We start from the raw sequence: 19,974 nt of genomic DNA, 5'->3' as shown, positions 1-19,974 counted from the left end.
ATTGGATAAGGATCTACTCATGAATCTGCAACTCGATGTTCTGCGCCAGGCCTATCGCAATGGCGACACCACACCGCGTCAACTGCTGCTGAAACTACGGGAAAAAGCCGCCGCGCTGAACCCGGATTATCACCTGTTCATCCACCTGCTCAGCGTCGCCGAACTGGAGCCGTATCTTGCCGCCCTCGACGGTCGTGACCTCGACAACCTGCCGCTGTACGGCGTGCCGTTTGCGATCAAAGACAACATTGATCTGGCGGGGATTCCGACCACCGCCGCGTGTCCGGACTTTGCTTATGTGCCGGAACGCTCGGCGACCATCGTCGAGCAGTTGATCGCCTTGGGCGCGATTCCACTGGGCAAGACCAATCTCGATCAATTTGCCACGGGCCTCAATGGCAGCCGCTCGCCTTATGGCGCATGCCCGAACAGTGTGCTGACGGAATATCCGTCCGGCGGTTCCAGCGCCGGTTCGTCGCTGGCGGTGGCATTGGGCGTGGCGAGTTTTGCCTTGGGCACCGACACCGCAGGCTCCGGTCGGGTGCCGGCGGCGCTGAACAATCTGGTCGGGTTGAAGGCGAGCAAAGGGCTGATCTCCACGGCCGGCGTGCTGCCGGCTTGCCGCACGCTGGATTGCGTGACCACGTTCACCGCCACAGCGCGTGAGGCCAGTCAGTTGCTGGCGCTGACCGCCAAACTAGATCCGCGCGACGAATACAGCCGCCGCAATCCATCGTGGAATGACGGCTCGGCGTTTGGTGCGCCACGGGCGTTTCGTTTCGGTGTGCCGCGCGCGCAGGACCTTGAGTTTTTCGGCTGCGTCGAAGGCCCGTTGTTGTTCGGCGATGCCATCGACCGCCTCAAAGCCTTGGGTGGCGAAGCGGTTGAACTGGATCTGTCGCCATTCCTTGAAGCCGCGCGTTTGCTTTACGAAGGGCCGTGGGTTGCCGAGCGCTATAGCGTGGCGGGTGAGTTGATGGAGCAGAATCCCGAAGCGGTGTTACCGGTGATTCGAGCCGTGCTGGCGAAAGCCCCGGCGGTGAGCGGCGTGCAGACCTTCCGTGCGCAGTATCGGCTGCAAGCCCTGAAAGCCCTGTGCGATCAGGCCCTCGAAGGCCTCGACTGCGTGCTGAGCCCGACCATCGGCCGTGCGGTGACGCTGGCCGAACTGCACGCCGAACCGGTGCTGCGCAACTCCGAACTGGGTTACTACACCAACTTCATGAACCTGCTCGACTACGCCGCCGTCGCCGTGCCGAGCGCGTTCATGGCCAACGGTTTGCCGTGGGGCGTGACGCTGTTTGGCCGGGCGTTCACCGATCAATACCTGCTGAGCGTGGCCGATGCGCTGCAGCGTCAGCTGGATTCCGACCTGCCGACACCGGCGAACGTTGCACGTCATGATCGCGCACGCATTGTGGTGTGTGGCGCGCATCTGCAAGGGTTGGCGTTGAATTGGCAACTGACTCAGCGGGGTGGGCGCTTGTTGGAAACGACATTGAGTTCGCCGGACTATCAACTGTATGCGTTGGCCGGCGGCCCGCCATTGCGGCCGGGGATGGTGCGGGTCAAGGATGGCGGTGTGGCGATTGCGGTGGAGGTGTGGGAATTGCCGAGCAGTGAGTTGGGTTCGTTCCTCACCGGGATTCCGGCGCCGCTGGGACTGGGCAAAGTGCAACTGGCGGACGGACGTTGGGAGAGCGGGTTTATCTGCGAGCCGTATGGTCTGGAGGGTGCGCTGGACATCAGCCATTTGGGGGGATGGCGGGCGTATTTTGAGACTCGGGACTGATCCAGAAACCAGCCCTCACCCTAGCCCTCTCCCGGAGGGAGAGGGGACTGACCGAGGTGTTTGTCAGGTGGTTGTCATTCGGTGATACCGAGCCGAACACACTTTTTGAAATCACCACAATCTAGCTCCCTCTCCCTCCGGGAGAGGGGACTGACCGGGGTGTTTGTCAGGTGGTTGCCATTCGGTGATACCGAGCCGAACACACTTTTTGAAATCACCACAATCTAGCTCCCTCTCCCTCCGGGAGAGGGCTGGGGTGAGGGAGCGATCCTCCTGACACACCCTCTGCGTCATATCCCCCGCCATTTCAGGCATAAATCCCGCAGGCTTTTCCCGGCCATCCCACTAGAATGCATGCCATCGGGCCACTGCCAACGGAACCGCCATGCCGCTTCGTTCTCCCCTGTACTCGCAACGCTCGCTGGTCCTGACGCTGATCGCCCTGCTCGGCGCCGGTTTCCTCGCCACGTCGTTGCTCAGCTACTACGCCTCCCGCGCGTCGATTCGCGACAACATCGTCAACACCGAGCTGCCGCTGACCTCCGACACGGTGTACTCGGAAATCCAGAAAGATCTGGTCCGGCCGATCCTGATTTCCTCGATGATGTCCCGCGACACCTTCATGCGCGACTGGGTCGTCAACGGCGAACAAAACCCCGAGCAGATGACCCGCTACCTCGACGAGGTCATGACCCATTACGGCGCCTACACGGCCTTCTTCGTCTCCAACAGCACCCACACCTACTACCACGCCAAAGGCGTGCTCAAGCAGGTCAAGGTCGATGAACCGCGCGACGCCTGGTACTTCCGCGTGCGCGACATGAAGGATCCGTACGAGATCAACGTCGACCCGGATCTGGCCAACAAGGACAACCTGACCTTCTTCATCAACTACAAGGTTTACGACTACCACAACCGCTTCATCGGCGCGGCCGGGGTCGGTCTGACCGTGGACGCGGTGATCAAGCTGATCGACAAGTATCAACAGCGCTATCAACGCAGCGTTTACTTCGTCGACACCTTTGGCCGGTTGGTCCTGACCGGCGCCGAAGGCGGGCCTGAAAGCGCGCACATCGGTCAGAGCCTGAGTGAACTGGAGAGCATGAAAAGCCTGGTCAGCCAGTTGCCGAAACCGCACAGCGGCAGCTACGAATACTCCGCCCACGGTCAAGGGCACTTCCTTAACGTACGGTTTATCCCTGAGCTGAACTGGTACCTGTTCGTGGATAAACGCGAAGACGGCGCACTGAGTGAAATCCGTCAGTCGCTGTATCTGAATCTGCTGATCTGTCTGTTGGTCACGCTGATTGTGCTGGCGCTGCTCAACCGCGTGATCAAACGTTATCAAAGCAAAATCCAGGCGCAGGCCATTCTCGACAGTCTCACCGAACTGCCCAACCGCCGAGGCTTCGACATTCTCGCCGCACAGGCCCTGCACGAAGCACAACGCGAAACCAAACCACTGACCGCGCTGCTGCTCGACCTCGATCACTTCAAAGTGTTGAACGACACCTACGGGCACATGGCCGGCGATCAGGTGTTGATCGGTTTCGCCCGCGATCTGCAAAGTTGCCTGCGCCATGCCGACATTGTCTGCCGCTGGGGTGGTGAGGAATTTATCGTTTTACTGAAGGACACCGACGGCGATACCGGTCAGAAAATTGCCGAAAAGATCCGCCAACACATCGAACAACACGAATATGCCTACGACGGCCACAGCCTCAATCTGACGGTGAGCATCGGCGCCACCACCCTGCAACGCGATGACACCTTGCACAGCCTGCTGTCGCGGGCCGATCATGCGATGTACCGAGCCAAACAAACCGGCCGCAACCGCACCTGCGTGGAAATGCCTCACTCGACTTATGCCTGATTCCGACGTTAAACCCGACCATTGCCCGGCCTGCGGCGCCCGCAACGACTGCAGTCTGGCCGACCCGCGCACCGCCGACCGCGAATGCTGGTGCTATGGCGTGAGCATCGATCCTGCCGTGCTTGAAGCGCTGCCGCCAGAGTTGCGCAACCAATCCTGCCTGTGCCCGCGTTGCGCGCAAGTCGAGGCGCAACTGCAAGCGGCCAAGCGGCCGATCCCGTAAGATGCGCGCCCCTTCATTTACTGAACTCTGAACATGCGTGTCGACCGTTTCCTCAGCAACCTGCCCCGCTACAACCGTCAGCAGGTTCGTCTGTTGCTGGTGGAAAAGCGCGTGCGGATTGACGGAAAAGTCGTCAGCGATCCGCACAGCGAAGTGCTGGAATTCAGCCGTGTCGAAGTCGATAACGAAGTCCTGCAAAGCGGCAAAGCGGCGCGCTACTTCATGCTGCACAAGCCACCGGGCTGCGTCAGCGCCACGCGTGACCCGCAGCATCCGACGGTGCTAGACCTGATCGATGAGCCGGACAAGGACGACCTGCACATCGCCGGACGCCTGGACTTCAACACCACCGGCCTGATGCTGATCACCAACGACGGCGCGTGGTCGCGCCGCTTGACCCAGCCGCAGACCAAACTGCCAAAGGTCTACTACGTCGAGACCGAGCAGGAGATTGGCGCGCACTATGCGAGTACTTTTGCCGAGGGGATCTACTTCGCCTTCGAAGACCTGACCACGCAGCCGGCGCACCTGGAGCTGCTCGGCCCACGCTCGGCGCGGCTGAGCATCGTCGAGGGCCGCTACCATCAGGTGAAGCGCATGTTTGGTTTCTTCAACAACAAAGTCCTGCGCCTGCACCGCGAATCCATGGGGCTTCTGCACCTCGATAACGCGCTAAAACCGGGCGAGTACCGCGCTTTGCGCACCGAAGAGATCCATTTGTTCTAAGCCCGCGACCGCTCAGCAGAAGTTGTCGAACAATTTACCAACGGCACTTGCGCGATCCCGACTCCCCTGCTTGAATCAGGACGTCGGCCAGATTGTGACCGATGAGTCACGACATACATCCAAGAAACTTTTTGCCGGTAGAGAGCCTTCAAGGCTCCGCCTCAGCCGGCAGACTGCCCGCCAATAACAATACCCGTCGACCGCAGTCATGGATCGACATGGGCCAAGCAAATTCCAGGCGTATGCCTACCTGTCACAAAGCTCGTGCAATCTCTATTTGCGCGCATACCCGCTTGCTTGCCAGGAGTCTTATGACATGAGGCCAGAAATCGCTGTGCTGGATATACAGGGTCAGTATCGGGTTTACACGGAGTTCTATCGCGCAGACGCCGCAGAAAAGACCATCATCCTGGTCAACGGCTCGATGGCCACGACTGCGTCGTTTGCACAGACTGTGAAAAACCTGCACCCGCAATTCAACGTGGTCTGCTACGACCAGCCCTACGCGGGCAGGTCAAAAGCCCACAATCGTCACGAGAAACATCTGACGAAGGACGTCGAAGGGCAGATTCTGCTCGAGCTGATCGACCACTTCGCCGCCGAACACGTGCTGTCGTTCTCCTGGGGCGGCGCCGCGACCCTGGTCGCCCTCGCCCACCAGCCACGGCGCATCGAACGGGCGGTGATCAGCTCGTTCTCGCCAGTGATCAACGCGCACATGCTCGATTACCTCGAACGCGGTGTCGACTACCTCGGCCAGCGCGACGGCGACCGCGTCGGCCATCTGGTCAACAACACCATCGGCAAACACCTGCCGTCGTTGTTCAAACGCTTCAACTATCGCCACGTCAGCAGCCTCGCCGAGCACGAATACGGGCAGATGCACTTCCACATCAGCGACGTGCTGCACAGCGATCGGCAGTGCTATCTGAACGCAGCGAAAAAGATCAACGTACCAGTGCTGTTTCTAAACGGCGAATGGGACGAATACACCGCAGCCGAAGACGCGCGCCTGTTTGGCAATCATGTGGCGCAGAGCACGTTCACCACGCTGCAAGCCACCGGGCACTTTCTCGACATGGAACACAAGGCGGCCTGCCGCGATAGCCAGAACGCCTTGCTTGGCTTTCTGAAACCGGCACAGCAGACCAGCCGAACGCGTTACTCGTTTGTTCAGGATCAACATGCATTGGCTATTTGAAAGGGTGTCGTCGCGAGCGAGGCTGCCGGGCTGGGATTTTGCTTTTCTCACCGCAGTGCTCGCCCGCGATTGACCGTTTGCACTGATTTAAAGCGTTCATGAGTAAAAGAAAAACTTCAAATCCGTGGCCGAGTCTGGTACAAAGTCAGCCGCTCTGAGCGGGTATAGTTTAATGGTAGAACAGTAGCTTCCCAAGCTTCCGACGAGGGTTCGATTCCCTCTACCCGCTCCACTCATTTTTTGTCTCACGTTGTGTGTTTTTGACGGGGGATGCAGGAACAGCAAAAACCGGCCTACAGGGCCGGTTTTTTTGTGTCTGAGATTTGAGGTTGGCCACTTGGGCAGCGCCGAACCATTCAGAAACACACTGCAGGTTGATGATGCACCCTCCACCTGTACGCTTTTGTTCTCTCTAACGACAACCCTTGAGAAGTATGCGAGGCACGAAATGATGCCCATGGCTGGGATCAATGGCGGAGCAATCCCATGACAATCGGATTCCAACAGGAGTACGCAAGCCCATTCGCAGACTTCATCCGTAATGCGAAATCGCACGAAAAAAAGCGCGTTTACTGTGAAGTGCTGACCGAATCTACCAAGAAGCAAAATGAGGTGATGCTGGCTGCATGTAACAAGCATTCGGTGGTTGGCGCAGTTTCAATGCGCAGGCTGAGCGAAGTGATGACTTCAGGGGATTTCTCCCGTTGTGATCAGATTCAAGAATTGCTCTGAGTTGATGATAAAAGCCCCAGCCTCAAGTGCCTTGGAAACTTTGGTTGGCCCCGCATTTTCGCCATAACAAAGAAACGTCAGCGTCTTGCCTGCCGTACTCATGACCTTCAACCCATATTCCACTGCTTTTTGCTCAAGCTCAGCCCGTTGTGCAGCTGCGAACCCAGTGAAAAGAATTTGATTGATCCTACCCGGTGACATTTTCGGATGAGGCATTTGCGAAGCGGCTTCTGAAGCAACGAGCGCCGGTGGCTTTCGATCGTGCTGAAGCCTCGGAGAAGGAGGAGCGGCCTCGTTTAAGAGCAGCTCAGCCCCAAGCAATACTTCGATGATGCGATCCTTGCGATAGGTTTTAGGAAAGGTATCGCTGGCCGATCGTCCTTGAATGTAAGCCGAATTTTCTGCCCATTGAATCAACTCTCTCTGACTTAAATCGCCCTTTGCATCTCTATAGCTGAATTTTAGAGTCGACATCCGTTTCACTCCCTTCTGACAATCACATGGCCAAATTTCATGCATTAGTACGCTGGCTTTATCGAGAGGTGATTTCCTTTCAACAGGATCGTTGAATGTCCATGACCTTCGCCCATTAGAGTCAACGTTAGCAGCCCGAGAGTGACGTCAGAAAAAGATGTGTTCCATGATTTTGCAGCGAAAGATCGCCACATGAACATGAGCAAAACCCGGTAACACACCCTACCTCACCATCGCGTCTGCCTTACCTAGACTGCGGTAAGCGACCCCGCCCGTCAGCGGAGGACGACCGACCGGTGGTTATAGTGTTGATCACTTTAACTCAATGGGTATAGTACCCACCAAGCACACCACAGGGAGGTGTTGTGAATAGCCGTTTTTTAATCGGCCAACTCGTCGCAGACGGTTGGTATCTGGTACGGATCAAAGGAAGTCACCACCACTTCAAGCATCCGACCAAACCAGGACTGGTCACCGTGCCACATCCGAAAAAGGATCTGCTGAAGAAAACGGCCATCAGTATTTTGCAGCAGGCGCTGCTTTGACTCTCTGAGTCAGTTGCGCCATGGAGGACAACAAATATGCTCTACCCGATTGCGATTTCAATTGGCGATGACCATCACGCCTGGGGTGTAGAAGTCCCGGACATTCCTGGATGCTTTTCCGCAGGAGAGGATCTGGACGATGCCGTCGCCATGGCTCGCGAAGCCATCGAAGGTCATTTCGAGATTCTCGCGGACGACGACGCCCCCATTCCAGCGGCCAGCAAATTGAGCCTGCACGTGGCCAACCCGAAATACGCCGGTTGTGCATGGGCCGTGGTGGATATCGATGTGCTCAAGTATTTGGGCAAAGCCCAGAAGCTCAACATCACCCTGCCGGGCCACCTGCTCAATCGCATTGATGAGTATGTGTTGCATCACCCGGAAGAGAAAAGCCGTTCCGGGTTTCTGGCTTCGGCAGCGTTGAAGGTGTTGCAGCAGGGTTAAATCCTGAACTTTGGAAACCGGCCTAACGGCCGGTTTTTTTATGTCTGTCAGATATCGACTCTACGCGGCAACTCAGCCGGCACAACCTTATCCAGTGCCTGATTCACCGCCAATTCGCCCAACATGACAACCTGTGCAATGCCGAACGCTGTCTTGCGGTGTGAGGTATCCAGCAGCGCGGCGAAGTTGTTGAGCATGGTGGTGGCCGAGCCGAGGGTTTCGCTGGCGTTGGCCAGCAAGGATTCGGTGTCGTAGGCAGGGTTGGCGAGGTACATCGGTTCGGGTTCGTGGGTGGAACCCATGATTCTGGCCGTGGGGCTTAGATAGTGGTCGAGGGCGCGTTCGGCGGCTTCGTGGAATTTCTTTGAGTTGGGTGATTCGTAGGGGGATGCCGGATCGGTTTCTGGCGGATTGGGCGTTACTTTGAACATTTGGTGTATTCCGAATAGGGCTACGACCATTCCGCTGCTACACGAAAGGGTGGCGGCTGTACGCAAGTTAGCAGACCGGGCGAATCCACCAAAATCCCGGCGCACCCGAGGGTGCCATGCGCACAGCCACCATGAAACACAGGAAAACCTGGCTAAATGACGCTCGTACGATTTGGTGGAAACGCGTGGCTGCTAAACCCGATCACTGGAAATCAGTGACGCGAACCAAGTTACCGACCGCCCCTAAAGCGCACAAGCCGGCGGATTCTGGCGTAGCGGTAGGCAACGGCGCAAGGATTTGTAGGCTTCAGGACGTAACACTGCACGCCTTTAAACACCTCGCTCGGAAGATGTTTACGCAGCGATAAAACATAGCGATTTCCCCGGCATTACAGACCCACAACACTCCACCGGTTTTCACCTCCCGCCCAACCGACTAGCATTTCCCCATCACCCATCACCCTCCCCCTGCGCGGCCATCGACGAATACGCGCCATCACTTTCGAGGGATTCCAATCGCGGCCAATTTGCCGCTGACGATCGAACTCAAAAGAGCACTTCACCATGACGCAAAACATTTACGACGATCCCGAATTCTTTCAAGGCTACAGCCAGATGAACCGTTCCATCGGCGGCCTCGACGCGGCGCCGGAGTGGCCAGCGCTCAAGGCGCTGTTGCCCTCCATGCACGGCCTGAACGTGGTGGATCTGGGCTGCGGTTATGGCTGGTTCAGTCGCTGGGCGCTTGAGAATGGCGCCGCCAGTGTCTTGGGACTTGATGTCTCGGAGAAGATGCTGGAGCGGGCGCGGGAGACCACGACGGCGGCGAACATTCGTTATGAGCGCGCCGACCTGGAACAGCTCGACCTGCCCGCTTGCAGTTTCGATCTGGCTTACAGCTCGCTGGCGCTGCATTACATCAAGGATCTGCCGGGGCTGTTTGCGCACCTGTACACAGCGCTGAAACCGGGTTCGCACTTTGTGTTTTCCATTGAGCATCCAATCTTTATGGCACCGCGTAATCCGGGTTGGCTGGTGGATAGTGAAGGCAACAAGCGTTGGCCGCTGGACAGCTATCAGTTGGAGGGTGAGCGGGTTACGAACTGGTTGGCTGAGGGAGTGATCAAGCAGCATCGTACGGTCGGGACATTGCTCAATTCGTTGATCGACGCAGGGTTTTCGATTCGTCATGTCAATGAATGGGGGCCGAGCGAAGCTGAAGTGGCGGCGCAACCGGCGCTGGCGGAAGAGCGGGAGCGGCCGATGATGATGTTGGTGGCGGTGCAGAAGCCCTCACCCTAACCCTCTCCCAAAGGGAGAGGGGACTGACCGCAGTGCCAGTACGAGCTACGCCGACGTGCGAAATCCAGCCGAACTCAGGTTATGAAAAAAACACCAATCGGCTCCCTCTCCCTTGGGAGAGGGCTGGGGTGAGGGGGCCGTCCGAGAGCGCACCAAAAATCTCAAGCCGAACAACAGACTCAATTGATTTCAGCGCGTCGCGACGATAAACAATCGTGGAAATGGCAACAACACCGAGCCATCCGCCAATGCCGGATAAGCCTTCTCAACCTCCGCCAGATACTGCTCCAGGTACTGCGCCTTTTCCGCCTCGGTCAGCGGACTCAAAAACGGAATCAACCCGCTGCCCTTGAACCACTCCACCACCCCCGCCGCCCCGCCAGACAGCTGATGGTGATAGGTGGTGCGCCACACATCGACCCGCGCACAGTGTGGCCGCAGCATCGAGAAATAATCGCTGGCACTCGCCATGTCGGTACGCTGCCCCGCAGCGCCTGAAAGCTTGCTCGCCCATGGACCATTCGCGGCGACTTCACGCATCAAGCGATGGGATGGTTCATTAAGATTGTCCGGCATCTGGATCGCCAGGCTGCCACCTGCGGACAACTTGCTGGCCAACGCCGGCAGCAACGTCGCGTGATCCGGCACCCACTGCAACACGGCGTTGGCGAAGATCACATCGAACGGCCCGGCATCGGCCCACTGATCAATCTCGGCGACATCAAAGCGCAAATCCGGCAAGCGCTTGCGTGCGGCATCGATCATGTCCGCCGAGCTGTCCAGCCCGCTGACCTTCGCCCCGGGAAAACGCGGCACAAGCAGCTCCGTCGAGTTGCCGGGACCGCAACCGATATCGACCACTGCTCGCGCTTCAGGCGTGGGAATCGCCGCCAGCAGATCGCGGGCCGGACGGGTGCGTTCATCTTCGAAAGCGACGTATTGCTTGGCGGACCAACTCATTGCGTTCTCCTGTCGGGGGCATTCCAGCGGTTCGACACGATACCGCGATCCAGCGCGCCTGCCTCTCCTACCAACGTCCGGTGACGTGGGTGGATTTGTAATTAGAATTTTCCACCAGCCACAGATGTCTGAATTTCAAGCACTCCCCCAATAAGGAACACCGCTATGAAATTCGCAAAAATCTCCCAGAAGCTCGCGATGGTGGCCGGTAGTCCCAAGACCTTCATGGGCGCATTGATCCTGATCGGGCTGTGGGGACTGAGCGGGCCGATCTTTGACTACAACGACACCTGGCAACTGATCATCAACACCTCAACCACCATCATCACCTTCCTGATGGTGTTCCTGATCCAGAACACGCAGAACCGCGATACCGACATTCTGCATTTGAAGATCGATGAGTTGTTGTTGGTAACCAAAGAGGCGCAGAACGCGATGCTTGGGCTGGAGGCGCTGGATCTGAAACAGTTGGAGGCGTTGCGCAGGCACTACCGCTCGTTGGGCGAGGGTGAAGTGTTTAACCTTGAGGGGCTGGGTGAGAAGAGTAAGTCGAAGCAGGATTTGAATGAGTGCTGAGGGTTTAAAATCAAAAGATCGCAGCCTTCGGCAGCTCCTACAGAAACGGCTGCAGGAACTGCCGAAGGCTGCGATCTTTTGCAGTTAGCGGCTGGCCTGTAACTGGCGGGCCATCTCCAGATGGCTTTGCAGCTTCGGCAAGGTCTCGTCGGCAAACGCCTTGATCTCCGGCACGTCGGTGGTCTGCGCTTCCTGTTGAATCTGCTCGATGGCTTCTTCAGTGGCTTTGACCTGACTGGCGGCGTAGGCCTGATCGAAGGAGGCGCCGTCGGTCACTTGCGGCATCAGTTCTTTGGCCTTGTCGGCCAGTTCTTCACGAGGCGCGACAGGCAGATCGAGCTTCTTGGCGATTTTCGCCAGGTGCTGGTTGGCCGTGGTGCGGTCGTTGATGACGACGATGGTGTAGTCCTTGACCTCTTTCGATTCGGCCTTGCTATGGGCCAGGCGACTGGCCTCGATATCGGCCATGCCTTTGGCCGAGGCATCGTTGATGAAATCGGCGGGCGACTGGGCAAAAGCGCTGCTGGCACACAGGCCCAACAGCGATACAAAACTCATGTTGCGTATACGGGTGGCCATCCGGCTCATGGTCGCGCCCTCCTTCCTAGCGAAATTCAAGCGGGAGCTTACGCCCCCGCCTCTCAATCAAAACTACCTTCACCGACTACTTCGATTTCTGAGCGGGCTTGCGGCCCATGCCTGGTTTTGGCTCTTTGTCGACAGTCGTTGTGGTGGTTTTCCCACCTTTGCGACCTGCTTCAGAGGCCTTCGTTCGATCGTTGGCGAAGTTTCCCGAGTTCGAGTTTCTTGAATTAGGCATGATTCTCTACCTCTTGGTAATGATCGTGGCGAGCAGGTGCCCGCCTAGATTGAGAATTTTCTGACCGGCAAAGGTTTAGAAAAATTGCAGTCGCTGCGACGAACGGCGCCGCTTTTTCAGCCATTGAGCGCGTGATGATTCAAGCGTTTGGCGGCGTACATCGCCTGATCGGCATGGCGAAACAACTGCTGTTCCTCCCTGCCGTGCTCTGGATAGCGGGCGACCCCGATGCTGGGTTCGATGTGCAGGTTGTGGCCATCGAGGCGCATTGGTTGCACCAGGACCTGGCGGATTTTTTCCGCCACGCCGTCAGCATCTTCCGAAACCTGCACGCTGTGCAGCAGCACGACAAATTCATCGCCGCCAATTCTGGCCACGGTGTCGGTTTCCCGCACGCAGCCTTTTAGGCGGTTGGCCACGGTTTGCAGGAGCATGTCGCCGACCGCGTGACCGAAGGTGTCGTTGACCTGTTTGAAGCGATCCAGGTCGACATATAACAAGGCCATATGCCCGGATTGCTCGCGAGCGCCGGCCAACGCGGCTTTCAGGCGATCACGCAGCAATTCACGGTTGGGCAGTTGCGTCAGTTGATCGTATTGCGCCATGCGCCGCAGGCGGGCGTGCAATTGCTGACGCTCGATGGCCGTGGCGACCTGAGCGCAAACGTATTGCAGCAATTCCTTGTCTTGCTCGGTGTAGCGCTCGCCGCCGGGCAGGCTTTTGACGATCAAGGCGCCGATGGTGCCGTTTTTCGAGTTCAACGGCACGCCGAGCCAGCACGGCGCGTTCTGCCCCGCCACCAACTCGGCGAAATCGGCTGGGGAATCCGCACTGTCCGGTGTCAGAAGAATCGGCTGGCCGCTACGGATAACTTCCGTGCACAGCCGCCCGGTGACGGTGCCCGGTTGCTCGGGCTGCAATTCGTGATCGTCGACGTGATAAGGGAAATTCAGTTGTGCGCAGTGCTCGTCGTACAGCGCCACGGAGAAATTCATCGCCGGCAGCCATTCGCCGATGATCAGATGAATACGCTTGAACAGCGCCAGCAGATCCTCAGCCGCATGGGCCGCTTCGGATATCGCATAGAGCGCAGCCTGGCGCGACTCGGCCTGCTTGCGCTCGGTGATGTCGCGCGCCACGGCGATGCGCAACTGATCGACTTCCGACCAGCGCGCCGACCAGAGGATATGCACGACGCTGCCGTCCTTGCGCAGGTAACGGTTTTCAAAGTTGAGTTTGGGTTCGCCACCCATGATTTCGTTGGCGGCAGCCAGAGTGCGCTGACGATCCGCCGGGTGCACCAGCTCGATCATTTGCCGGCCGATCAACTCTTCAGGCGAATAACCGAAAACACGCTCACAAGCGGCACTGACAAAAACGAAGCGACCCTGCTTGTCGACCGCGCAAACGGCGTCCAGCAACAGATCAATAAAACTCGCCAACGGCGCGGAATTTCGGCTTTCCATGGTTCAGCGTGGGTGTCCGGACAATGCAGCACTGATCAACCATCCCTGACCTTTTTATTGCGCCTCCCTGCACACATTTTCAAGCCTTGTTCGGCATCAGCCCCGGCAGTGCATGCACCAGCGCGTTGATGGCAAAACCGATAAACATCACGCCGCACAATCGGGTGATAAGCAACTCATGACGCTGATACAGCGTGCGTACCCGTTGCGCGCCGACCACGCCAATCAGAATAGCGTAGGCCAGCAAGCCACCGAGGAAACTCAGGGCAATCAACGCCGGCAGCATCGACCAGTTGAGCAGTTCGGCGCGGCTCGACAACAGCGCGGTGAAGGTCGCGACCGCCACCGGATAAGCCTTGGGATTGGTCAAGCCGAACAGAATGCCGTGCCAGAACGGATTGCGCGCCGCGCCCTGGGGCTCGTCACCGTTGCGACGCTGGGCGCGCACCGCGCGCCAGCCGAGCCAGAACAGGTACACACCGCTGAGCACACCGAGCACATCAAACGCGGTGCTGCCGATTTCCCGGGCGCCGACAATCGCGATCAGCGCGGTGCTGCACCAGACCACATCGCCGAGCAGATGCCCGCAAAGAAACCCCGCCCCGGCCCGCCGCCCGTGGGCTGCACCGATGCCGAACACCGCCAGCACACCCGGCCCGGGCGTAATGCCGTAAATGAAACCCGAGGCCAGCACGGCCATTAGCAACGATGGAGTCATGGAAAACCTGCAAGCGCCAGAACACGTGGCCGCCAGTCTATAACAGACAAATGAGTCTGATCATGACTCGTCGTAAAAACGCATGCCGGCGTACGGTTTTTGCCGACACGCCGACAGCCGTGAAGCGAGATCGCCGACATGCGCTTCGAGCTTGTGGCCGTCGGGATCGAGAAAGTAGAACGACGCACCTTCGCTGCGGTTATCGCGCCATTCCCGCACGTTCGCCGCTTTTAGCTTTGCTACGAACGTTGAGAAATCGGCTGCATTGAGGCTGAAAGCGTAATGGGTGTAATCGGCGCACGGTTGACTCGAACGCAGCGGATCAAGTGACAGGCACAACCATAGTCCCGGCAGCGACAAGTAGGCACCGGCATCCCACGTGGCTTCGACGCGCAACTGCAGCAGATCACGGTAGAAGGCGAGGCTGCGATTCAAATCGCTGACCGCGAGGGTCAGGTGGTTGAGGCCGGTGAGCATCGGGTCAGTAGCCTCTGAGGTCTTCGGGGACGATGTATTGTTGGCCGTCGTAGGTCAGGGTGATCTGTTTTTGCTTCAGGCGAGTGGTATTGGAAACGCACTCTTTACCCGATTGAGTATTCTTCATTTTGCTGCCGCTGGTGGTAACGATCAAATCGGCCAGACCATGATGGCTGGAAGGACCGATCTCGACGGTTCGGCGAATCGTCTTTGTGTAGCCTTCGCAATCATTCATGAACTCACCGTTGCTCTTGGCAACCACCAAGCCCTCCAGCACCGGACGCAACTCATTGCCTTCGCGAACATACAGCGCCAAATCGGTTTTTTCGTAGGGAATGGCGTGGGAAGTGTGCGCGAACTTTGAACGCAAGCCGAAAGCCCGAACCTCCGGCGCCAGTCGATAACGGGCAGTGTCGATGCGCAGATCCTCAAAGCGCACGGCATCGGAGTTGTAAGCCCCCGGTTTACGGTAAGTGGCGATGGGGTTGTAAGTGCTGGCGTTGACGATCGACAGATCCAGATCGAACACCCCGGCATCATCGTCGCCGGCGTCGGCAAGGTAGGTGGATTTGACTGCGATCGCCTGATTCTGCACGGCGGGCCAGACTTTGCAGCGCGACAGGGATTTGCCGTCGAAGTCTTTGGTCTGGCACGCGGCCTGGGCTTGAGGAGCGAGGACCAGAATACTGAGGGCGATAAGGAGTCGGATGGGCGTGAGCATTGTTCTTCCTTGATAAGAGTCGTGTTAAGCAGGCCGGTTAAAGGCCTTTGAAGCCTTGCGGCAAGACGTAAGACTTTCCGTCATAACGCAATGTTGTGAGAACGGGTGGGTAATGGGTGATTTTATCTTCACAAGCCTCTGCGTCGCCCACGCTGCTTGTGCCGGTTTGCTGAGTCTTGACGATCAGATCCGCGTAACCATGGGAGCTTGTTTTGGCGACTTCCACCGTTCTGATAGTTTCGCTGCGTTCACCTTCGCAAACATCATTCCATTCGCCGCTGTATTGCGAGACTAGCAACCGGCTCAGGACTGGACGCAACGTTGCGCCCTCTCTCACGTAAAGCGAGAGTTGAACCTCTTCCAAAGGATTAAGACGGGATCCATTGGTGACACGGGCACGCATACCGAAGGCACGGAAATCGGCAGCAACTTTGTAGCGTGCAGTATCGAGTGCCAGTTCCACCAAGGCTACGCCGTCAGTTTCGAAAGCAGCGGCTTGATGATAAGTGGCGAGAGGAACTGATCGTCCATCCTGTAATACAGACAAATCAACATCGTAAAAGCCGTGCGAGTTTCCCTCGACATAATCGGAAGCTCGCTCGAACCTGGCGGTGGCGCTGAGGGTCTGCCCTGGATAGGCCGGCCAATCCTTACAAACCGAAAAATCCAGATCCCCCGACACTACCGCCGGCGTGCAATCGGCCAATGCCTGCCCCGCCAGCAACCACCCGCACAATGCCGCACATCCGATCCAGCCAGACTTCATTGTCACTTCCCGCTCCTTGATTACTTTTTCAGCCGCGCACTATCCCCTGCTGTATCGGCCCTTTCAACCGAATTATCAGTAGACCAAAGCGCATGTCCCGTTTGGTAGCGAGAAGCAGTTGACGGCGGCGCGGGTGGCGGGGCGATGTTGGTGATCGCGGGGGTGGTGTTGATTCGGATGCTTGAGAGGAACGGACTGGCTGTTAACTGATGTCATGAATCCATGATTTTTCTGCGTCTGGAAGTCAGTCTTCGCGAGCAGGCTCGCTCCCACAGGGGAATGCATTTCAACTGGGAAATGCGATCAACTGTGGGAGCGAGCTTGCTCGCGAAGAGGCCAGCCCCTTCAGCGAAGGCTTGTCAGCCCTCCCCGTCAGTCCGCTACCGTCAACAATCGCACCAGATGAGCGGCTTCATTTCTCTGCCCCAGTACCAACACTGACGACTCCTGCAGACAGGCGTCCTGCGCAATCCACTCGATACCGGCGGCGCCTTCGACATCAAATGCAGGATCCACGGCGCCATCGACCAAAAAGCCTCCGGTGAGTAAGCGTCGTTCGCCGTCCGAGGTCTGTCCGACCGTGACGATTCTCGGGCCGGGGGAGGCATTCAGCGCGAACCCTGCGCTCCAGCTTTTAAGATCCAGTAGCCGCGTTGCGGCAGTAATGACTGGCGCACCGCCGTTGAATGCTGGATCAAACTCACCGTCGCGGGTGATCCCGCTGATGAAGCCATGCTGACGCTTTTCCCCGGCGGATGACTCGACGGCCGATCCGATCAACAACAAGCGCTGCGCCGATTGCCCAACGATGCGATTCACCGAGCTTTCGAGCGGTGCGCCGGCATTGTGCAGATTCAGCAGCAGCGTGCCGTCCTTGCCGAACGACGTGGCAACCTGCCCGGAACGCTCGTAAGCCATGACTAAACCTTGGTTGGTCACTTCAGTCTTGCCATGGACCAGAATCTGCCCATCGTCCAACTGCGTAACCCCGTGCAACGTGATCGCCACACCGGAAAGCGTCAGGTGAATCCAGCCTTTGCCTGCAAACTCCGGGTCATCCTTGCCATCCAGAAAAAAACGCGTCAACAACCCGCTGCCCCCTTGAGAGGTGACGAAAAGCAATCTGTCCGGCAGCGCTTTCGCTGGAGTGGAGTGCGCCAGTATCAAGCGGCCGCCCGTGGCATTGTTCAGCACGGGAATACGCGTCGGCACGACTCGGTAGCCAGTCTGTCCATCACCAAATTCGGGATCGAGCGTACCGTCCGGTTTGAATCGAGCGATGATTTGCTCAAGCTTGCCTGCTGCATCTGCAAGCACTGCGCACAACCAGAATACGCCGCTCTCGACGACGGCCAGGTTCCCGCCTTGTGACAATCGCCCCCTGACAAACTGACCGTGAAGGTACCCGCCCTCGCCGAAGCTGGTATCGAGATGACCGTCCGCGAGCAGTCGCGTCAGGCCGTAATGCGAGGCTCCCGATGCATCGATGACGGTCGTACTGACCATGATGTGTCCCGAAGGCAGCACTGCGACACTTTTCCCGATGGTTTTGCGCGCGGCTGGAAACTGCAGTGTTTGCAGGCCCGAATGGGCAAAGGTGTGATCCAGCTCACCGGCTGATCGTGCTTTATGTGCATTGGCTTTCGGCATGTTCGTGTGCTCCTCAAGGCGATCGGAGTCGACCCCGCTGTCAGAGCATTCGATCCGAAGCAGCCACACCAGACAACTGACAGAAATGACAGTTTTTTAGAAGAAAACGAAATTACTGATCAAGTAAAAAAAGCTAAAAAACTGGTAGTTCTTACAGGTTCAAAACGCAGCCGGTCATGCCAGCCTCTCGATTCAAGTTCAGCCTGAAACGAGAAGAACAATGAACACTCCCGACAAGCCCAATACGCAACCTGTCCCGCCCCCAACCATCACGTACCCCGAAGAGGGCCAGAAAACGGGAGTTGCAACACTGTTTCTCGGCAGCGGTATACCGGGTGCGCTGGTGCAGGTCTGGAACATTGAAAATACGCATTCACTCGGTGCAGGACAGGTCAGTGCAAATGGACGATGGGCGTTTAGCATCAGCGGTGCCCAGTCGACGGGTCAGCACGGGGTTCGCGCCCACCAGACATGGGAAGCCATCAAGTCAGACTGGAGTGACGAACGCAGGTATACCGTGCTACTGCAGCCAGCAATCGACGTCCCGGTAATTGTCGAACCAAAAGAGGGAGCACAGGTAAGCGCTGTTCCGGTCTTTTCCGGAAATGTCACAAAAGCTGAAGGCGTCGTTAGCATTATCGATCTGGACACCGGCGAGATGATTGCCAAAGCCGACGTCGACTCCCTCAAGCAATGGAGTAAACAGATTACAAAACCCTTACCTCCCGGACCGCACCGGATATCTGCCATTCACAACATCAACGGGAATTTGTCCGACTGGGTCCGTGTTCGTACGTTTATGGTGATCGCTAAAGGCAAGGGCAAGGGCAAAACCTGACCTTCAAGAATTAACCCTGCCGCGCCCATCAAAACGCGTTGCGAAAAATCTCCTCGATCTGGCGCTGATCCGCCGCCCGAGGATTGGTCAAACCGCAGGCGTCTTTCAGGGCATTGGTGGCGAGCACCGGAATATCACTGAGCTTGGCGCCGAGTTCACGCAAGCCTCCGGGAATCTCGACATCTTTGGCCAGGCAGCGGATCGCGTTGATCGCCGCCTGCGCGCCCTCTTCGGCACTGAAACCGCGAATATCCGCACCCATGGCGTGGGCCACATCGGTCAGCCGCTCGGCACACACCAGCGCATTGAAGGTCTGCACGTGGGGCAGCAGCACGGCGTTGCACACGCCATGGGGCAAGTCGTAGAAACCGCCCAACTGATGCGCCATCGCATGCACGTAACCGAGCGAGGCATTGTTGAAGGCCATGCCGGCGAGGAACTGCGCGTACGCCATGTTTTCCCGTGCGGCGAGGTCACTGCCGTCGCGCACGGCCAGGCGCAGGTTGTTGCTGATCAGGGTCATGGCTTTCAGCGCGCAGGCGTCGGTGATCGGGTTGGCGGCGGTCGAGACATAAGCCTCGATGGCGTGAGTCAGCGCGTCCATGCCAGTGGCGGCGGTCAGGCCTTTGGGCATGGCGAGCATCAACGCCGGGTCGTTGACCGACAGCAGCGGCGTGACATTACGGTCGACGATGGCCATTTTCACGTGGCGCGATTCGTCGGTGATGATGCAAAACCTGGTCATCTCGCTGGCGGTGCCGGCGGTGGTATTGATCGCGATCAGCGGCAGTTGCGGCTTGCTCGATTGGTCGACGCCTTCGTAATCGCGGATCTGCCCGCCATTGGTCGCGCACAGGGCAATGCCTTTGGCGCAGTCGTGCGGCGAACCGCCGCCCAGCGACACGACGAAATCGCAGCGACTTTCCTTGAGCAAGCCCAGACCCGACTCGACATTGGCGATGCTCGGGTTCGGTTTGGCGCCGTCGAAAATCACCGAGTCGATGTCCTGCATCGCCAGCTTTTCAGCGATCATGGTCGCCACGCCGGCCTTGGCCAGACCTGTGTCAGTGACGATCAGCGCCTTGCGAAAACCGTAGTTGCGGATCGCGACCATGGCCTCGTCGAGGCAGCCGCTGCCCATGATGTTGACCGCCGGAATGAAAAAGGTGCTGCTCATCGTGCATCTCCTGACTGAGGCCGAATCGACTGCGCCGATCCGGCGGATGCACACAGGATCGA

23 protein-coding genes and 1 tRNA gene are annotated in these 19,974 nt (G+C 58.0%); 12 read left to right on the top strand and 12 right to left on the bottom strand.

Going from position 1 to position 19,974, the window contains the following annotated elements:
* Positions 1–19 precede the first annotated feature (19 nt).
* From atzF to CLU80_RS20555, 7 genes are all read left to right on the top strand, one after another.
* On the top strand, positions 20–1,792 hold the full coding sequence (atzF, locus tag CLU80_RS20585; protein ID WP_099758243.1) for an allophanate hydrolase: 1,773 nt from the start codon (positions 20–22) through the stop codon (positions 1,790–1,792).
* Positions 1,793–2,177: 385 nt separating this feature from the next.
* Positions 2,178–3,665 carry a sensor domain-containing diguanylate cyclase gene (locus CLU80_RS20580; protein WP_099758242.1) on the top strand — a complete coding sequence of 496 codons (1,488 nt, stop codon included), beginning with the start codon at positions 2,178–2,180 and terminating at the stop codon, positions 3,663–3,665.
* Positions 3,658–3,888: a cysteine-rich CWC family protein gene (locus tag CLU80_RS20575; protein WP_064119704.1), complete on the top strand. Its 231-nt coding sequence runs from the start codon at positions 3,658–3,660 to the stop codon at positions 3,886–3,888. Before CLU80_RS20580 ends, CLU80_RS20575 begins: the two co-directional genes overlap by 8 nt.
* A gap of 33 nt (positions 3,889–3,921) precedes the next feature.
* Entirely contained in the window at positions 3,922–4,614 is a 693-nt protein-coding gene (locus CLU80_RS20570; RefSeq protein WP_093438447.1) for a pseudouridine synthase, read from the top strand.
* 316 nt (positions 4,615–4,930) lie between these two features.
* Positions 4,931–5,815 carry an alpha/beta fold hydrolase gene (locus CLU80_RS20565; protein WP_064119706.1) on the top strand — a complete coding sequence of 295 codons (885 nt, stop codon included), beginning with the start codon at positions 4,931–4,933 and terminating at the stop codon, positions 5,813–5,815.
* Between the two features lie 158 nt (positions 5,816–5,973).
* Positions 5,974–6,047, top strand: a tRNA-Gly gene (locus tag CLU80_RS20560).
* A 254-nt stretch (positions 6,048–6,301) separates the two neighbouring features.
* On the top strand, positions 6,302–6,547 hold the full coding sequence (locus CLU80_RS20555; protein WP_099758240.1) for a hypothetical protein: 246 nt from the start codon (positions 6,302–6,304) through the stop codon (positions 6,545–6,547).
* On the opposite strand, the gene CLU80_RS20550 is transcribed toward CLU80_RS20555, so the two are convergent.
* Positions 6,503–7,021, bottom strand: coding sequence for a BRCT domain-containing protein (locus tag CLU80_RS20550; protein WP_099758239.1), 519 nt, complete (start codon positions 7,019–7,021; stop codon positions 6,503–6,505). The genes CLU80_RS20555 and CLU80_RS20550 overlap by 45 nt on opposite strands.
* Positions 7,022–7,386: 365 nt before the next feature.
* On the opposite strand from CLU80_RS20550, the gene CLU80_RS20545 reads away from it, so the two are divergent.
* Positions 7,387–7,566 (top strand): type II toxin-antitoxin system HicA family toxin, encoded by a 180-nt coding sequence (locus CLU80_RS20545; protein WP_095049193.1) that lies wholly within the window; start codon positions 7,387–7,389, stop codon positions 7,564–7,566.
* Positions 7,567–7,602: 36 nt separating this feature from the next.
* Positions 7,603–8,010 (top strand): type II toxin-antitoxin system HicB family antitoxin, encoded by a 408-nt coding sequence (locus tag CLU80_RS20540; protein ID WP_007911473.1) that lies wholly within the window; start codon positions 7,603–7,605, stop codon positions 8,008–8,010.
* Positions 8,011–8,057: 47 nt separating this feature from the next.
* Here the strand turns inward: CLU80_RS20540 and CLU80_RS20535 are convergent, their stop codons facing one another.
* Positions 8,058–8,441, bottom strand: a complete 384-nt coding sequence (locus tag CLU80_RS20535) for a DUF6124 family protein (protein WP_099758238.1) — start codon at positions 8,439–8,441, stop codon at positions 8,058–8,060.
* A gap of 564 nt (positions 8,442–9,005) precedes the next feature.
* On the opposite strand from CLU80_RS20535, the gene CLU80_RS20530 reads away from it, so the two are divergent.
* Positions 9,006–9,743 (top strand): class I SAM-dependent methyltransferase, encoded by a 738-nt coding sequence (locus CLU80_RS20530; RefSeq protein ID WP_099758237.1) that lies wholly within the window; start codon positions 9,006–9,008, stop codon positions 9,741–9,743.
* Between the two features lie 189 nt (positions 9,744–9,932).
* On the opposite strand, the gene tam is transcribed toward CLU80_RS20530, so the two are convergent.
* Positions 9,933–10,703 carry a trans-aconitate 2-methyltransferase gene (tam, locus tag CLU80_RS20525; RefSeq protein WP_099758235.1) on the bottom strand — a complete coding sequence of 257 codons (771 nt, stop codon included), beginning with the start codon at positions 10,701–10,703 and terminating at the stop codon, positions 9,933–9,935.
* 165 nt (positions 10,704–10,868) lie between these two features.
* Between tam and CLU80_RS20520 the strand changes: the two genes are divergently transcribed.
* The gene (locus CLU80_RS20520; RefSeq protein WP_007911483.1) at positions 10,869–11,279 is read left to right on the top strand and encodes a low affinity iron permease family protein; all 411 of its coding nucleotides are present in this window, start codon (positions 10,869–10,871) and stop codon (positions 11,277–11,279) included.
* Between the two features lie 84 nt (positions 11,280–11,363).
* On the opposite strand, the gene CLU80_RS20515 is transcribed toward CLU80_RS20520, so the two are convergent.
* From CLU80_RS20515 to CLU80_RS20480, 8 genes are all read right to left on the bottom strand, one after another.
* Positions 11,364–11,867, bottom strand: a complete 504-nt coding sequence (locus CLU80_RS20515; protein ID WP_099758234.1) for a DUF4142 domain-containing protein — start codon at positions 11,865–11,867, stop codon at positions 11,364–11,366.
* 76 nt (positions 11,868–11,943) lie between these two features.
* Positions 11,944–12,099, bottom strand: coding sequence for a KGG domain-containing protein (locus tag CLU80_RS20510; RefSeq protein ID WP_099758233.1), 156 nt, complete (start codon positions 12,097–12,099; stop codon positions 11,944–11,946).
* A 116-nt stretch (positions 12,100–12,215) separates the two neighbouring features.
* Positions 12,216–13,565, bottom strand: a complete 1,350-nt coding sequence (locus tag CLU80_RS20505; RefSeq protein ID WP_099758232.1) for a sensor domain-containing protein — start codon at positions 13,563–13,565, stop codon at positions 12,216–12,218.
* Positions 13,566–13,644: 79 nt separating this feature from the next.
* Complete coding sequence (locus tag CLU80_RS20500) at positions 13,645–14,283, bottom strand: LysE family translocator (protein ID WP_095049187.1); 639 nt, start codon at positions 14,281–14,283, stop codon at positions 13,645–13,647.
* Positions 14,284–14,343: 60 nt separating this feature from the next.
* Positions 14,344–14,760, bottom strand: a complete 417-nt coding sequence (gene fos / locus CLU80_RS20495) for a fosfomycin resistance glutathione transferase (RefSeq protein WP_099758231.1) — start codon at positions 14,758–14,760, stop codon at positions 14,344–14,346.
* 4 nt (positions 14,761–14,764) lie between these two features.
* Positions 14,765–15,481, bottom strand: coding sequence for a PA3715 family protein (locus CLU80_RS20490; RefSeq protein WP_099758230.1), 717 nt, complete (start codon positions 15,479–15,481; stop codon positions 14,765–14,767).
* Between the two features lie 37 nt (positions 15,482–15,518).
* Entirely contained in the window at positions 15,519–16,247 is a 729-nt protein-coding gene (locus CLU80_RS20485; RefSeq protein ID WP_353616996.1) for a PA3715 family protein, read from the bottom strand.
* 372 nt (positions 16,248–16,619) lie between these two features.
* On the bottom strand, positions 16,620–17,897 hold the full coding sequence (locus CLU80_RS20480) for an NHL repeat-containing protein (RefSeq protein ID WP_099758228.1): 1,278 nt from the start codon (positions 17,895–17,897) through the stop codon (positions 16,620–16,622).
* A gap of 220 nt (positions 17,898–18,117) precedes the next feature.
* On the opposite strand from CLU80_RS20480, the gene CLU80_RS20475 reads away from it, so the two are divergent.
* A complete protein-coding gene (locus CLU80_RS20475) occupies positions 18,118–18,735 on the top strand; it encodes a hypothetical protein (RefSeq protein ID WP_099758227.1) in 618 nt (205 codons plus the stop codon).
* Between the two features lie 28 nt (positions 18,736–18,763).
* On the opposite strand, the gene yiaY is transcribed toward CLU80_RS20475, so the two are convergent.
* Positions 18,764–19,912, bottom strand: coding sequence for an L-threonine dehydrogenase (gene yiaY / locus CLU80_RS20470; protein WP_099758226.1), 1,149 nt, complete (start codon positions 19,910–19,912; stop codon positions 18,764–18,766).
* Positions 19,913–19,974 lie beyond the last annotated feature (62 nt).

The sequence above is a fragment of the Pseudomonas sp. 29 genome, assembly GCF_002754355.1.
Classification (GTDB): domain Bacteria; phylum Pseudomonadota; class Gammaproteobacteria; order Pseudomonadales; family Pseudomonadaceae; genus Aquipseudomonas; species Aquipseudomonas neuropathica.
This window is presented reverse-complemented; position numbering and strand designations above follow the sequence as displayed.